Annotated in this window: 12 protein-coding genes, 2 tRNA genes and 1 pseudogene; all 15 read right to left on the bottom strand. The window is 31.5% G+C overall.

Annotation, left to right across the window (positions count from 1 at the left end):
• Positions 1-88 precede the first annotated feature (88 nt).
• Complete coding sequence (gene pnp / locus BOBLI757_RS00535) at positions 89-2,176, bottom strand: polyribonucleotide nucleotidyltransferase (protein ID WP_046304589.1); 2,088 nt, start codon at positions 2,174-2,176, stop codon at positions 89-91.
• Positions 2,177-2,369: 193 nt separating this feature from the next.
• On the bottom strand, positions 2,370-2,639 hold the full coding sequence (rpsO, locus tag BOBLI757_RS00530; protein ID WP_046304587.1) for a 30S ribosomal protein S15: 270 nt from the start codon (positions 2,637-2,639) through the stop codon (positions 2,370-2,372).
• Between the two features lie 52 nt (positions 2,640-2,691).
• A complete protein-coding gene (gene truB, locus BOBLI757_RS00525) occupies positions 2,692-3,663 on the bottom strand; it encodes a tRNA pseudouridine(55) synthase TruB (RefSeq protein ID WP_046304585.1) in 972 nt (323 codons plus the stop codon).
• Positions 3,656-4,045, bottom strand: coding sequence for a 30S ribosome-binding factor RbfA (gene rbfA / locus BOBLI757_RS00520; protein WP_046304583.1), 390 nt, complete (start codon positions 4,043-4,045; stop codon positions 3,656-3,658). The genes truB and rbfA overlap by 8 nt, the downstream gene beginning before the upstream one ends.
• Positions 4,046-4,148: 103 nt before the next feature.
• Positions 4,149-6,833: a translation initiation factor IF-2 gene (infB, locus tag BOBLI757_RS00515; RefSeq protein WP_046304581.1), complete on the bottom strand. Its 2,685-nt coding sequence runs from the start codon at positions 6,831-6,833 to the stop codon at positions 4,149-4,151.
• Between the two features lie 37 nt (positions 6,834-6,870).
• Entirely contained in the window at positions 6,871-8,367 is a 1,497-nt protein-coding gene (gene nusA / locus BOBLI757_RS00510) for a transcription termination factor NusA (protein ID WP_046304580.1), read from the bottom strand.
• 20 nt (positions 8,368-8,387) lie between these two features.
• Positions 8,388-8,897 carry a ribosome maturation factor RimP gene (gene rimP, locus BOBLI757_RS00505; RefSeq protein ID WP_238954652.1) on the bottom strand — a complete coding sequence of 170 codons (510 nt, stop codon included), beginning with the start codon at positions 8,895-8,897 and terminating at the stop codon, positions 8,388-8,390.
• Positions 8,898-9,014: 117 nt separating this feature from the next.
• Positions 9,015-9,091 (bottom strand) — tRNA-Met (locus tag BOBLI757_RS00500).
• A gap of 114 nt (positions 9,092-9,205) precedes the next feature.
• Positions 9,206-9,289 (bottom strand) — tRNA-Leu (locus tag BOBLI757_RS00495).
• Positions 9,290-9,367: 78 nt separating this feature from the next.
• Complete coding sequence (gene secG / locus BOBLI757_RS00490) at positions 9,368-9,688, bottom strand: preprotein translocase subunit SecG (protein ID WP_046304578.1); 321 nt, start codon at positions 9,686-9,688, stop codon at positions 9,368-9,370.
• 195 nt (positions 9,689-9,883) lie between these two features.
• Positions 9,884-11,224 carry a phosphoglucosamine mutase gene (glmM, locus tag BOBLI757_RS00485; RefSeq protein WP_046304576.1) on the bottom strand — a complete coding sequence of 447 codons (1,341 nt, stop codon included), beginning with the start codon at positions 11,222-11,224 and terminating at the stop codon, positions 9,884-9,886.
• Positions 11,221-12,057, bottom strand: a complete 837-nt coding sequence (gene folP / locus BOBLI757_RS00480) for a dihydropteroate synthase (protein WP_046304574.1) — start codon at positions 12,055-12,057, stop codon at positions 11,221-11,223. The genes glmM and folP overlap by 4 nt, the downstream gene beginning before the upstream one ends.
• Before the next feature lie 224 nt (positions 12,058-12,281).
• Positions 12,282-14,105, bottom strand: a pseudogene (gene ftsH / locus BOBLI757_RS00475) (ATP-dependent zinc metalloprotease FtsH); the annotation flags it as partial.
• A gap of 53 nt (positions 14,106-14,158) precedes the next feature.
• Positions 14,159-14,785: a 23S rRNA (uridine(2552)-2'-O)-methyltransferase RlmE gene (gene rlmE, locus BOBLI757_RS00470; RefSeq protein ID WP_046304572.1), complete on the bottom strand. Its 627-nt coding sequence runs from the start codon at positions 14,783-14,785 to the stop codon at positions 14,159-14,161.
• A 514-nt stretch (positions 14,786-15,299) separates the two neighbouring features.
• The gene (gene greA, locus BOBLI757_RS00465) at positions 15,300-15,776 is read right to left on the bottom strand and encodes a transcription elongation factor GreA (RefSeq protein WP_046304570.1); all 477 of its coding nucleotides are present in this window, start codon (positions 15,774-15,776) and stop codon (positions 15,300-15,302) included.
• Positions 15,777-16,050 lie beyond the last annotated feature (274 nt).

Below are 16,050 nucleotides of genomic sequence, written 5' to 3'. Positions count from 1 at the left end.
ATATATAAATCATTTTAATTATCCGATAAAAATGAAAAATAATAAAACAATTAATAACATAAAAACTGATTATATTATAATATTATACTCAAACACGAATATCCCTAATACTTAAACGAATGCGTCCTAAACGATCTATTTCTATTACTTTAACAGATACCTTTTGTCCTATCTTTAAATAATCAGCAACTTTACTCACTCTCTTTTTAGCAATATGAGAAATGTGCACCAAACCCTCTTTACCACCACAAATAGCAACAAAGGCTCCAAAATCAACAATATGAGTAACTGTACCAGTATACACGCAACCTACCTCAATTTCAGCAGTTATTTCCCTAATACGACGAATAGCATTACATGATTTTTCTTTATCTACAGATGATACTTTTATAATACCACTATCTTCTATCTCAATATTTGTACCGGTTGCTTCTGTTAAAGCACGAATTACAGACCCCCCTTTACCAATTAAATCCTTAATTTTTCCTGGATTGATTTTTATAGTATGAATACGTGGCGCAAATTCAGAAATATCACAACGAGGAGCTCGTATAACTTTTTCCATAGTATCTAATATAGATAATCTACCACATTTTGCTTGCCTTAACGCTTCATAAATAATTTCACGAGTAACACCTTCAATTTTAATATCCATTTGCAATGCTGTAATACCTTGACGACTACCTGCTACTTTAAAATCCATATCACCTATATAATCTTCATAACCTACAATATCAGATAACACTACAAAATTACTACCTTCTTTTACTAATCCCATTGCAATTCCAGAAACTGCAGATTTAATAGGAACACCTGCATCCATTAATGCAAGAGACGCACCACAAATAGAAGCCATAGAAGACGAACCATTTGATTCAGTAATTTCTGATACAACGCGCACTGTATATGGAAACTCATGTATTTTTGGCATGACTGCTAGTATACCACGTTTTGCTAAACGACCATGTCCTATTTCTCTTCTCTTTGGAGAACCTACTAAACCAACTTCACCAACACAATAAGGAGGAAAATTATAATGTAACAAAAACCTATCAGTACGTTCACCAATTAATTCATCAATATTTTGCGCATTACGTTCAGTACCAAGAGTAGCAGTTACCAGTGCTTGAGTATCACCTCTGGTAAATAATGCAGAACCATGCGTTCTAGGTAAAATACCAGTACGTATATCTAAATTACGAACCGCATCCTTTGATCGCCCATCTATACGTAATTCTCCTTGTAAAATACGATGGCGCACAATTTGCTTTTCTAAACCGTTTAATACATTCTTAATTAAATTAACATCCATTTTTGCATTATTATTATCTGACAAAAGACTTATTATGTCATTTTTAATATAATCAATTCTAGCACAACGTATACTCTTGTCAAAAAGACGATATGCATCACAAAAACGCGATTTTGCTAAATCTATTATATGATCTTGTAAAATAACACTAGTTTCTAAAGAACGCAACGCCCATTTAGACTGACCAATTTCATTTGCAAATTCTTTTATATTTTTAATAACTATTTGTTGTTGCTCATGCCCAAAAATAACAGCATTTAACATCTCACTTTCACTCAACACATCCGCTTCGGATTCTACCATTAAAATTGCACTTTCAGTACCAGCAATAACTAAATCTAAACGACTATCAATTAATTGATCCATAGTTGGATTAAGTATATATTGACCCTTTATATATCCAACACGAGCAACACCTATAGGACCATTGAATGGAATATCAGATATACTTAATGCTGCTGACACACCTATAATTGCTACAATATCCGGATTGATTTGAGGATTTACTGATATCACTGTAGCAATAACTTGAACTTCATGTAAAAAACCCTCTGGAAACAATGGACGAATCGGCCTATCTATTAAACGAGATGTCAATATTTCCGTTTCATTAGGACGACCTTCGCGACGAAAGAAGCCTCCAGGAAAACGACCAGCTGCATAGGTACGTTCCTGATAACTTACAAAAAGAGGAAAAAAATCCTGCTCTGTCTTAATATCAGGAACACCTACCACTGTAACAAGCACCGTGGTATCACCCATACTAGCCATAACTGCAGCATTGGATTGACGAGCAATTAAACCACTTTCCAAAACTACAGTATGCTCTCCATATGAAAATTTACGAACAAATGAATTTAACAAATTTATATACCCATATATAAAAATTTAACTATCTATTCATTATTTAAAGCTATCAATATAAACCAATAATGTATATTAAACTAAAATACACCAATTAACAAAAAATAACTATTAAAATATACATCAAAATTCATTTTAATAAATCAAAAAAAATAAAACACAAAAATACTCAAAATTAACTATTTATAACAAACTAGCGACGAATACCAAGATGGTCTATTAACCCCATGTAACTCGAAATATTTTTATTTTTTAAATAATTTAATAATTTACGACGTCGCGAAACCATTCGTAACAAACCTCGACGACTGTGATAATCTTTTTTATGAAGTAAAAAATGATGTTGTAAATAATTAATGCGAGCACTTAGGAGCGCAATTTGAACACTAGTAGAACCGCTATCTTTAACATTAGATCCAAATTTACAAATAATTTTCAACTTATCTTCAATATTTAGAGGCATTATAACATCCTTAACTTGTTTAAAGTAAATAATATTATTACTTAAATTTATACTATAAAATGATAGACGATGAAACTAATCTACGAGGCACTAATTGTTTTTTATTAAGAATTTCACCAACCCCAATAAATCGTTGCCCGCTATTTTCCATTATACGCACTAAACAATTATTTAAATCAGTTACAATCTCCACTGTTTGTCCATAACGAATAACATTAGCAACAGATAATGATACATTAAGTACAGGCATATCTAATAAGGCACTATCAATTGGTAATAATAATTTATCTAAACGGTTAAATCTACTACTACAACACGAAATCTTCAATGTATCATTGTCAACAAGATTGTGTAATTTTGCAAAAGATATCATCGATGAAGTAGAAAAATTAGCTACTGTAAGACGACGTAATGCAACAACATATGCACCACAACCAAGGTATTCTCCAAGATCATCTATAATAGTACGAATGTAAGTACCTTTTGAACAATGAATCTCTAAAGAAATATTCTTTTTATTACAGAGCAGGACGTCAATATTATAAATATTTATCAAACGTGAAGTACGAGGTATCTTAATACCTTTACGAGCATACCTATACAAAGGACAACCTTGATATTTTACAGCAGAAAACATAGGCGGGACTTGCAAATGCTGTCCTTTAAAAAAATCAATAGCTTTATATAATTGATTTTCAGTAAAATTAACAGGACGAATAGAAACTACACGCCCTTCAGAATCAAAAGTATCAGTGCGTTTACCAAACTTAGCAATCACATAATAACGTTTATCGGCATTTATTAAATATTGAGAAAACTTAGTTGCTTCTCCAAAACAAATCGGAAGCATACCCGTTGCTAAAGGATCCAGGGAACCAGTATGGCCAACCTTGTTGGCACGAAACAACTTTTTTATCTTACCAAGCGCAGCATTAGAAGTTTCACCACTAGATTTATCTAAAAGTAAAATACCGTCAACGACGCGATGTTTGATATCATTTAACACAAAGCACTTCTTAGCCATGATTTTTGTTTTGCAATTCTATATCTCTCCTCGTTACTTGAGTAATTAAATTACTCATACGTATCCCTTCCACTAATGAAGTATCATAAACAAAAATAAGATTAGGGACAATTCGTAAACACATAACTTTACTTAATGCATGACGAATAAACCCAGAAGCAATCTGTAAAACACAAATTCCATGTTTTATATCTATATCTTTACTCTTATCAAGAAAAGTAACAAAAACTTTAGCGTATACCAAATCCCTAGATACATCTACTCCTGAAACAGTTACCACACCTACACGATAATCATTAACATCACGTTGTAAAATAACAGCAATATGTTTTTTTATCTCGTGAGCAAAACGACGTATCCTATGATAATTATTTGCACCCATTATAAAAAATCCCCGCCAAAAATACCTAAAATTATCGGTATAAAACAAACACAATTACACTCTTATACATACACTACATATTTTACAAATTAAAAAATACTAATTAATCTTTAATAATTTCAAAAACTTCAATCATATCACTGGAACAGATATCTAAAAAATTTTTTATACCTATCCCACATTCTACACCATTTCTTACTTCATTAACATCATCTTTAAAACGACGTAAAGACTCTAATTCACCTTCATATATAACTATATTATTACGTAAGATGCGTATTTTACTATGACGTTTTACTATCCCTTCAGTAACTATACAACCAGCAACAACTCCATATTTAGGAGAACGAAAAACATTACGTACTTCAGCTAAACCAATTATTTCTAATCTACACTCAGGAACAAACAAACCATTTAAAGTTTTCTTTACTTCATTAATTAAATCATATATGACAGAATAATAACGAACATCTATTTTTTCTATATTAATAATACGTCGCGCGGAAGAATCAGCACGAACATTAAAACCTAATAAAACAGCATTAGATGCTACAGCTAAAGCAACATCAGTCTCTGTAATACTACCTACAGAAGAATATATGATTTTAATCTTTACTTTATCAGTAGATAAAGTTTGTAAAGATTCAACGATAGCTTCAGAGGAACCTTGAAGATCAGATTTAAGTACAATTTTTAATTCAGAAATAGTACGATGAGAAGACTCATTTATTACATTGAAAAAAATATCTTGTAATTTAGATTTTTTCTGACGTGTCAACTTAACTTCACGAAATTTTCCTTGACGATAAAGAGCTACTTCTCGTGCTTTTTTCTCATCTCGTACAACAGTCATTAAATCACCTGCAATTGGAGATCCCGATAAACCAAAAACTTCTACTGGAATAGATGGACCAGCTGAATAAATATCTCTTCCCACCTCGTTTCGCATATAACGAATACGACCATATTCACAACCACACAAAACAATATCACCACGTTTCATCATTCCTTCACGCACCAAAACAGTAGCAACAGGACCACGTCCTTTATCCACATAAGATTCAATTACTATACCGCTTGCCATACCATTACAAATAGTTTTCAGTTCTAAAATTTCTGCCTGCAAAAGAACAGCTTCAAGTAAATTATTAATACCTATACCCAACTTAGCTGAAATATTAACAAATTGACTATCACCTCCCCATTCTTCTGGAATAACACCATGTTGTACTAATTCATTTTTTATTCGTTCAGGATCAGCATCTGACTTATCTATTTTATTAATTGCAACAATAATTGGAACTTGTGCAACTTTAGCATGCTTAATTGCTTCAATAGTTTGTAACTTTACACCATCATCGGCAGCAACAACCAAAATAACAATATCTGTAACTTTCGTGCCTCTAGCACGCATAGCTGTAAACGCTGAATGCCCCGGAGTATCTAAAAAAGTAATCATACCATTAGCAGTTTCTACATGATAGGCTCCTATATGTTGAGTGATACCACCAGCTTCAGTAGAAGCTACTTTTGTAGATCGAATATAATCTAACAATGAGGTTTTGCCATGATCTACATGTCCCATAATCGTTACTACCGGAGCTCGAGTTTCAACTGTATTGGTAAGCATATCAATATGACGATTACGATCATTCATGACTAACTCTTCTAATGCATTTTCACGATGTAAAATAACATTATGACCCATTTCTTCCGTAATCAATTGAGCTGTATCTTGATCAATAATTTGATTAATAGTAGCCATTATTCCCAAGTTCATCATGTTTTTAATAAGATAAGAACTCTTGACCGCCATTTTATTTGCAAGCTCTGCTACAGTAATTGTTTCCCCAATAATAACATCACGATTCACAATCTTAGTAGGTTTATTAAAAGCTTGTATCAAATTACTATTATTTAACTTACGTTGCTTTGCTTTAACATTACGATTAATAGAATGTAACTCTTCATGTTCATCATTAGAATAATACATCACATAATTATTATTTTTTTTAAATTTTATAGATTTTACAGCACGATCTTTAGGACGTATACGAGTGCGAGAACGACGATCATTACCTATCTTATTATTATTTTTTTCTTCCATTTTTAAAGTATGATGTAAAGTAGTGTGACGGCACTCCATGTTATCATTTTGATTAACATTCAATAACGAATCAAGACACCGACGACTAACATTATTCTTATTATTCTTATTACTTTTCATGACATGATGTAAACCACTCTTAGTCACTTCTTGAACTTTGCATTTTGCTTTTATCTTACGATGAGTGATTTCCTTGACCTTATATTCAACATGCGTTATGTCTATATTCTGACAAGATGGGCTAAAATTTTTAGAACACCTATCAACAACACGAATATCTTCTTTACTAATTATTTTGTTAGTATAATCTACAACAGAGCTACATTTGTGACTTTGTGTACTCTTTACTTCATTAATTTGTTCATCTGACATATCTTGACGACATATTTGGGGTTCCTGCGTAACATAAATACGTTTTTTACGAACTTCTACCTGCACTTTCTTACTTTTACCACCAATACTCGGAATATTTAAAGTACTTCGCGTTTTACGCTGCAAAGCTAATTTATTTGAAACAATCTTTCGACCTTTACTTAAATGAACTAATAAGATTTCTTTCTCTCGCGATGTAACAACATCTACCGCTGTCTTATTAAGACCAGCAGCAGCAAATTGCTGTATCAATAGTTCAACTGGAATTTTAATTTTTATTGCAAGAGATTTTACAGTTACATCTGTCATACCATTCCTTAAATTATTATCGCTATATTATTAATTATTAATTATTATTACTAAACCAACAAATGTTACGTGCAGCCATAATTAACTCACCAGTTTTTTTGATACTTAATCCTTCAATATCTGATAAATCTTCAATACCTTGTTCAGCAAGATCTTCTAATGTACAAACACCACGTGCTGCTAATTTATATGCTATTTCACGATCCATATCAGGTAAACTAAGTAAATCATCAGAAGGATTGATCCCTGAACTAATATTAATATTTTTCTCATGTACCAATGCAAACGTGGTTAAAGCATTTTTTGCGCGAGAACGTAACATATTTACAATTTCCTCGTTAAATTTATTGATCTCCAACAACTCATTAATTGGTACATATACTAATTCTTCAAGAGAGGAAAATCCTTCTTGTACTAAAATTTTAGCCAACGATTCGTCAATATTTAAACTATTAACAAAATTGCATATAGCATCATTTTCTTCAGCCTGATGTTTTTTTTGTAAATCATCAACAGCCATTACATTTAATTCCCACCCACTAAGTTGAGATACCAAACGAACATTCTGTCCATTTTTCCCAATAGCTTGAGCTAAATTATTTGCTTCTACCGCAATGTCTATAGTATGTTTATCTTCATCTAAAACAATAGAAGCTACATCAGCAGGAGCCATAGCATTAATAACAAACTGAGCTGGATTAGTATCCCATAATACTACATCAATTCGTTCTCCACCTAATTCACTGGATACTGCTTGCACTCTCGCGCCTCGCATACCTACACAAGCTCCTACTGGATCTATGCGTTTATCATTAGTTTTAACAGCAATTTTAGATCGTATACCAGGATCTCGAGCAATAGCTTTAATCTCAATCAATTCTTCACCAATTTCTGGAACTTCAATTCGAAATAATTCAGTCAACATCTCTGAACGAGAACGAGTCACAAATAATTGAGCCCCACGTACTTCTGGTTTAATTAAATATAATACACCACGAATGCGATCACCTGGACGAAAATTTTCACGAGGCAACATATCTTCACGATTAATAATCGCTTCCGCATTATTGCCTAAATCCATAATAATATTATCCCGACTCATTTTTTTCACAATACCAGTAACAATACCTCCTTCATATTTACGAAATTGATTAACTATCATAGCTCGCTCAGCTTCACGTACCTTTTGAACAATTACTTGTTTTGCCGTTTGAGTAGTAATACGGTCAAAAGATACAGATTCAATCTTATCTTCAAAATAATCATTAATTTTTACTTGAGAATTTTCAAACTGAGCAGCATCTAAAGTAATTTCACGAGTCGGTTGAGTTACTTTATCTACAATTAACCAACGACGAAATGTTTCAAAATCACCAGATTTACGATTAATATTAACACGAACTTCAATATCATGTTCATACTTTTTCTTCATAGCTACCACCAACGCAGCTTCAAGTGCCTCAAAAATTTTTTCTCGAGGAATAGATTTTTCATTAGAAACTGCTTCAACAACAGCTAAAATTTCTTTATTCATCCTAATTGCCTCAATACAAATTAAACATGGGGTACCAAATTTGCTTTCTGAACATTACTTAACATAATATCTATATTCTTATTTTCCACAGCTAATACAAATGATTCATCATCATTAACTGTTTTGATAATACCGCGCCATCTGCGACGACCATATAACATAACACGTAATATTAAATAAATCTCCGAGCCAATAAATTGAACAAAATGTGCACGGGAAAACAATGGGCGATTTAATCCTGGTGAAGATACTTCTAAAATATAAGAAACTGGAACAAAACCTTCTTTATCTAAGCAAGTACTTATTTGTCTACTTACAATAACACAATCTTCAAGCGTAATGTTTCCATATTTTTTATCAATATAGATACGTGTTAACATTCTTCGGCAACGAATCAATTCAATACCAATCAAAACATAATTATGTTTGCTTAAAATAGGCTTGATAACTTCCATTAATTTTTCTTTTAATGTTTTAACCAACACCCCCCCCAAAAAAAACAAAAAAAAGTGGTCAGAAAACTTTACCACTCAAAAATAATCGTAAAATGTAAAAGAAATTAAAACTATTCTTTACATATAAACTAATACAAATAATATTATCAATGTTTATGTTTAGTACACTAAACATAAACTAAAAACACATTGTGGTTGCGGGGATCGGATTTGAACCAATGACCTTCGGGTTATGAGCCCGACGAGCTACCAGACTGCTCCACCCCGCGTTTATCAAAAAATAAACTACTAATTTTATATAATACTTCAATATAAAACAACTAAAAACAGTCTAATTATAAAATTAATATTCGTTAAAATCAACAAAAAATAATCACAAAAAATACCGAGGACGGGACTTGAACCCGCAATCCCAAATGGGCACTACCACCTCAAGATAGCGTGTCTACCATTTCCACCACCTCGGCATAAAATAACAAAAATAATATTTACTAATATTATTTATTTACTTGTATATAATCTTATGTCGAAATAAATTATTCACCCTACAATGAATCTTTTTCCTGATCAGTTAACTGCATTAATTTATTACTATTTTTTTCATACACAACACCACTATCCACATACGATGTGTTATGTTTATTACTAATATTCCCAAGTATTAAACTAAAAATAAAAAACAAAAATGCTAACACAGTAATCATACCTGTAATATAATTACCATAACTAGATGCACTAAAAAAAGCTGTGGAATATTCTGATGACAAACCAGATTTTATATCCGTATGCTTATTATCTTGTAACATAATTAATGTTACAAGCATAATTGATATCAATAAAAATACTATCAACAACACTCGATACATACATATCTTCTCCTATACTACTTTATATATTTAAATACAAAACACTGGTACCAAAAACACTGATATAACATATATATCATTCTATATATTTATTAACTATCTATACTACTAATTTTTCACTAATCAAGAAATAATTTTAAAATTATAAAATAATACATGGTACCGAAATATATAAACAGCAAATATATCAAATTATTAACTCACAGATTTTATTGCATCAACTATTTGATTACCAAAATAATTAATCTCTTCTATATTATCACCTTCCACCATAACACGAATACAAGGCTCAGTTCCAGACTGTCGTAATAATACACGACCACGTCCCAACAATTGATATTTTACATTTTGATAAACTTTTTTTACAACAGGAGACTGTAAAGGATTAATACAATGTCGTGCAAAATTAACATTAAGCAATATTTGAGGTAATAAACAAATATCACTACATAAATTATATAAACTAATATTATTAGTAATCATAGCGGATAATACTTGTAAAGATGCAATAATGCCATCTCCAGTGGTTGTATAATCTAAGAGAATAATGTGTCCTGAATTTTCAGCACCAATACGCCAACCTTTTTTATTTAACATTTCAATTATATAACGATCTCCTACATGAGATCTAACGAAAGGAATGCCTAGTTTTTGTAAAGCAAAAACTAATCCCATATTACTCATCAATGTTCCAACTACACCACCTTCTAATTTAGATTGACGTAATTTTTCCCGTGCAATAACATAAAGTATCTTATCTCCGTTAACCCGATTTCCAAAATGATCTATCATAATAACTCTATCCCCATCACCATCATATGCTATACCTACATCAGCATTTTCTTGCAATACCCTATCGCGTAACTGTCTAACATCAGTGGTACCACACTTCTTATTAATATTCATACCATCAGGATGACAGCCTACAGTAATAACTTTTGCGCCAAGTTCACTCAAAACACTTGGTGCAATATGATAAGTAGCTCCATTAGCACAATCTACTACAATTATTAACGTCTTAAGAGTAAGATGAGTAGGAAAAGTTGCTTTACAAAATTCAATATAACGACCAGCTGCATCAATAATACGACTCGCTTTACCTAATTCTGCCGAACTCACGCAAGTTAATTTGTTACTTAAATATGTTTCAATAACTTCTTCTATTTTACTAGATAATTTTGTTCCTTCTATAGAAAAAAATTTAATACCATTATCATAATATGGATTATGAGAAGCGGAAATCACAATCCCTGCTTCTGCTCGAAAAGTTCTAGTTAAATATGCAATAGCAGGTGTAGGCATAGGTCCTGTGAATGCAGATGACAAACCTGCAGAAGATAATCCAGCTTCTAATGCTGATTCTAACATATAACCAGAAATACGAGTATCTTTGCCAATAATTACTGTACCAGAACTACAACGTCCTAAAACTTTACCAATAGCCCATCCAAGTTTAAGAATAAATTCAGGAGTAATAAGCGATTCACCTACCTTACCTCGAATACCATCAGTACCAAAATATCTACAACACTTCATACAAAAAAATTTTCCTTATAACAAAGTGTATGTGCAACTATTTTAAGCGCCTCTGTAGTTTCTTTAACGTCATGAACACGAATAATTTGAACACCTTGCATAGCAGCAATTACAGCACATGCAATACTACCTATAACTCTTTTTTTAGGAGGAACATTCATTAATTGACCAACCATATATTTACGAGATATTCCTACTAATAAAGGAACTCCAAAATGATGAAAATATGTTAAATGTGCTAAAAGTTGGTAATTATGTTTTAAAAACTTACCAAATCCAAAACCAGGATCAATTATTAATTTATTTTTTTTCAGTCCAGCAATTTCACAGCGTTGAATTTGTTTAAAAAAATAAGCATCCACTTCTTGCACAACATCCTCATAAGAAGGATTAATTTGCATAGTATTCGGAGAACCTTGCATATGCATTATACATACTGATAATCCACTATCAATAACAGCTTCTAACGCACCAACTTCGTTAAGAGACCGCACATCATTAATTAAATGTACTCCTACACACGCACTTTCTCTTATTACTAAAGGTTTGGATGTATTGACCGAAATATACACATTAAAACGTTTAACTAACTCTGTTACTACAGGAATTACTCTAGAAGCTTCCTCACTATCACTAACATCAGAAGCACCAGGTCTAGTAGATTCTCCACCAACATCAATAAAATCAGCTCCTTCCGCAACCATAACCGCAGCACGATCAATAGCTTTATTAAAAGAACAAAAATCCCCTCCATCTGAAAAAGAATCCGGAGACATATTCAAAATACCCATAACTAAAGGTTTTTTATAATTTATCTTTAACTTATTAATCATATAACCCAAATAATCAATTTACATTTATAATAGACTATAAATTACAATTTTTCCTGAAACATTACTTAAAAAATAAACTACATTGTAAAACAAAATTAACATAATTATGTAAATAATTAAATTATATTGAATATTATTTGTCATTATAAAATTTTATTAATTTTTATCCTTCAAAAATAACAATAGTAATATAAATACTACTTAACCACGTCCGTAACACTATTATCCTCCCATCCCGCAGGAGGACGGACAGACCGACGATTCATCAAATCATCTATTTGAAGAGCGCCTATAGTTTCATATTTCATTAATGCATCTTTCATAGCATGTAAAATATCCATATGCTTTACAAGCAATTCACGCGCCCTCAAATAATTACGTTCAATTAAATATTTTACTTCTTGGTCTATCAAACGTGCTGTTTCATCTGACACATGCTTAACTTTAGCCACAGATCTTCCAAGAAAAATTTCACCTTCTTCTTCTGCATATAATAATGGACCTAATTTATCAGAAAAACCCCATTGAGTTACCATGTTACGAGCTATAGAAGTAGCTACTTTGATATCGTTTGATGCACCAGTAGAAACGCGCTCTCGCCCATAGACTATTTCTTCCGCAAGGCGCCCTCCGTACAAAGTAGAAATTTGACTTTCTAATTTTTGACGACTTGCACTAATTTCATCTCTTTCCGGTAAAAAAAACGTAATACCTAAAGCCCTACCACGAGGAATAATAGTAACTTTATGTACTGGATCATGTTCCGGTACTAATCTACCTATAATAGCATGACCTGCTTCATGATAAGCAGTAGATTCTTTTTGAAAATCAGTCATGACCATAGAACGTCGTTCAGTACCCATCATAATTTTATCTTTAGCTTTTTCAAATTCTATCATAGATACTGATCTCTTGCTATCACGCGCGGCGAATAAGGCAGCTTCATTTACTAAATTAGCTAAATCTGCTCCTGAAAAACCAGGAGTACCACGAGCGATTACAGAAACATCAACATCTTGAGATAATGGAACAAATTTCATATGTACTTTTAAAATTTGCTCTCGCCCCCGTACATCAGGCAATCCCACTACTACCTGTCTATCAAAACGACCGGGACGTAACAATGCAGGATCAAGTACATCAGGCCTATTCGTAGCTGCAATAACAATAATACCTTCATTACCTTCAAAACCATCCATTTCCACTAACATCTGATTTAAAGTCTGTTCACGTTCATCATGACCACCGCCTAGACCCGCGCCGCGTTGACGACCTACAGCATCAATTTCGTCTATAAAAATAATACATGGTGCTGTTTTTTTTGCTTGTTCAAACATATCTCTAACCCGAGAAGCACCTACACCAACAAACATTTCCACAAAATCAGAGCCAGAAATAGTGAAAAATGGTACTTTTGCTTCACCAGCAATTGCCTTAGCTAACAAAGTTTTTCCAGTGCCCGGTGGACCAACCATCAAAACCCCTGTAGGAATTTTACCGCCCAATTTTTGAAATCTACTAGGTTCACGTAAATAGTCTACTAATTCACTCACTTCTTCTTTGGCTTCATCACAACCCGCAACATCAGCAAAAGTAGTTTTTATCTGATCTTCAGTTAACATACGAGCTTTACTTTTACCAAAAGACATTGCACCTTTACCTCCCCCTTGCATTTGCCTCATAAAAAAAATCCATACACCTATGAGTAGTAACATAGGAAACCAAGAAATAAAAATAGATGCTAACAAACTAGGTTCTTCTGGAGGTTCACCTACTACCCTCACCTTCTTAGATAAAAGAGTACTAAGTAACTTAGAATCATTCATCGGAATATAAGTAATATAACGATGACTATCTTTTTTCATAACAGCAATTTCACGCCCATCAATACGTACTTCCTTGATCTGATCTTGATTTAATTCAGATACGAATGTTGAATAATCTACTTTACGACCATCTGAATTTCCTGGCCCAAAACTCTGAAATACCGACATTAATACTACTGCAATAACTAACCAAATAACTAGGTTTTTTGCCATGTCACTCAAAGAATTAACCTCATAATTACAACGATATCTTCAATTTAGAACTAAACATGCTACTATAATTTATATCCTTTTGCTACGATATACACTTCACGAGAATTTACACAAGAAGCATGAGGTTTACGAACTTTCACTTCAGTAAATAAAGTACGTATATGACATAAATATCTATCAAAACCTTCTCCTTGAAAAACTTTTACTACTAAAACACCATTAATTTCTAAAACATTTCTACATATATCTACAACTAACTCACCTAAAGATATGGATTTAGGAATATCAATTTCCGCTTTACCACTTATATTAGGAGACATATCAGACAAAATAACTTGAACCTTCTTATTATTCAATAAATTAAATAAAAAATTTAATACTTTATTTTCACTAATATCACCTTGCAAAAAATTTACTCCTTTAATGGGATGCATAGGCAAAATATCACAAGCCACAACACGGATATTTCTTACCTTATTAACTATATATTGCGACCAACCACCAGGAGACGAACCTAAATCTATTACTGCAATACCAGGACGTAAAAAATTATCGCTACATTGTAAACTTGCTAATTTAAACCAAGAACGGGATCGCAGTTGTTTTTGAAAAACTTGCTGAACATACTGATCATTATAATGATTATACAACCATCTACTAGAACTTACAGAACGTCTTCGCATCACCATAACACATTCTTTTTTTTCAATTATAAATACTAGATCATGTGAATATAAAAGCTAGTATAAAAGAGATTACATTTAAATAAAATAAAATCTTACAAATATCTACAAAAAGAAAACACAAAATACACTAAATATATAACTTATATAGTGTAATCACAAAAAACGTTATAAAATTTAAAATAAAAAACACACAACATCATAAAATATTATGAAAACAACCAATATAATTTACATCCCTATATCTTATTTACAAGAAATAGTAATTGCTTATAATTAACCAATTAACTTAAAATATTTTGGTTCCTAAATATAAATAACAAACAAAATAAAAATTAATCAATTCTTTAAAATATAAAACAAACAAATATTTTTATGTATACAATTATATCACATGAACCCAACAAGATCATTTTATATCTACATTGCTAAATTTCGAAATATATCTATTTACAAACTGTTAAAAATATTGAACACGAAAAATAATTAAATAAAACAAATTATATATTTTATTATACCTTTAAATATATTCTACTTTAAGTATTTTATATTCCACCTCTCCACCCGGGGTTCTAATAATTACAATATCTCCATCCTTTTTTCCAATTAATCCACGAGCTATAGGAGAATTAATTGAAATCATATTTTTCTTAAAATCAGCTTCATCATCACCAACAATACGATACGTTTGTGTAATTCCTGTATTTAAATTTTTAATACTTACTGTAGACCCAAAAATCACTGTATTATTAGGAGATATTTTAGTTATATCTATAATGCAAGCATGAGAAAGTTTTGTTTCAATTTCTTGAATACGCCCCTCACAAAATCCTTGTTGCTCACGCGCAGCATGGTACTCAGCATTTTCTTTTAAATCCCCATATTCACGAGCTTCAGCAATAATTTTAATAATCTCCGGGCGACGTATATTTTTTAAATAATTAAGTTCTTTCCTTAATTTTTTAAAACCATATACAGTCATTGGAATTTGATTCATATCATCCACTCCTTAACACATTGATTATATCAATATATAAATAACAAATACGTTCACATTTGCTATAAAACAAACAAAAACAATGTAGCTAACTATTTAAATACACAACAAAATATCTTTGTGATAATTCTAAAATATATTTCACCGTATAACATTGTTCCATATCTAACATATTCAAGTTTTGTTATAAACACATGTTCGTAAACTTATATTTTTAACAATATATCATCTCTATATAAAATAATTAATAATCAAATTAGATGTGTACCATTTT

The sequence above is a fragment of the Blochmannia endosymbiont of Camponotus (Colobopsis) obliquus genome, from assembly GCF_000973545.1.
In the GTDB taxonomy this organism is placed as follows: Bacteria; Pseudomonadota; Gammaproteobacteria; order Enterobacterales; family Enterobacteriaceae; genus Blochmanniella.
Note: the sequence above shows the minus strand (reverse complement) of the source record. Positions and strands in the feature narration are given on the sequence as shown.

Excerpts from the sequence above, each read along its gene's own strand:
- rpsO (WP_046304587.1), bottom strand. The coding sequence starts at position 2,639 with ATGCCTCTAAATATTGAAGATAAGTTGAAAATTATTTGTAAATTTGGA.
- truB (WP_046304585.1), bottom strand. The coding sequence starts at position 3,663 with ATGGCTAAGAAGTGCTTTGTGTTAAATGATATCAAACATCGCGTCGTT.
- rbfA (WP_046304583.1), bottom strand. The coding sequence starts at position 4,045 with ATGGGTGCAAATAATTATCATAGGATACGTCGTTTTGCTCACGAGATA.
- infB (WP_046304581.1), bottom strand. The coding sequence starts at position 6,833 with ATGACAGATGTAACTGTAAAATCTCTTGCAATAAAAATTAAAATTCCA.
- nusA (WP_046304580.1), bottom strand. The coding sequence starts at position 8,367 with ATGAATAAAGAAATTTTAGCTGTTGTTGAAGCAGTTTCTAATGAAAAA.
- secG (WP_046304578.1), bottom strand. The coding sequence starts at position 9,688 with ATGTATCGAGTGTTGTTGATAGTATTTTTATTGATATCAATTATGCTT.
- glmM (WP_046304576.1), bottom strand. The coding sequence starts at position 11,224 with ATGAAGTGTTGTAGATATTTTGGTACTGATGGTATTCGAGGTAAGGTA.
- folP (WP_046304574.1), bottom strand. The coding sequence starts at position 12,057 with ATGATTAATAAGTTAAAGATAAATTATAAAAAACCTTTAGTTATGGGT.
- rlmE (WP_046304572.1), bottom strand. The coding sequence starts at position 14,785 with ATGGTGATGCGAAGACGTTCTGTAAGTTCTAGTAGATGGTTGTATAAT.
- greA (WP_046304570.1), bottom strand. The coding sequence starts at position 15,776 with ATGAATCAAATTCCAATGACTGTATATGGTTTTAAAAAATTAAGGAAA.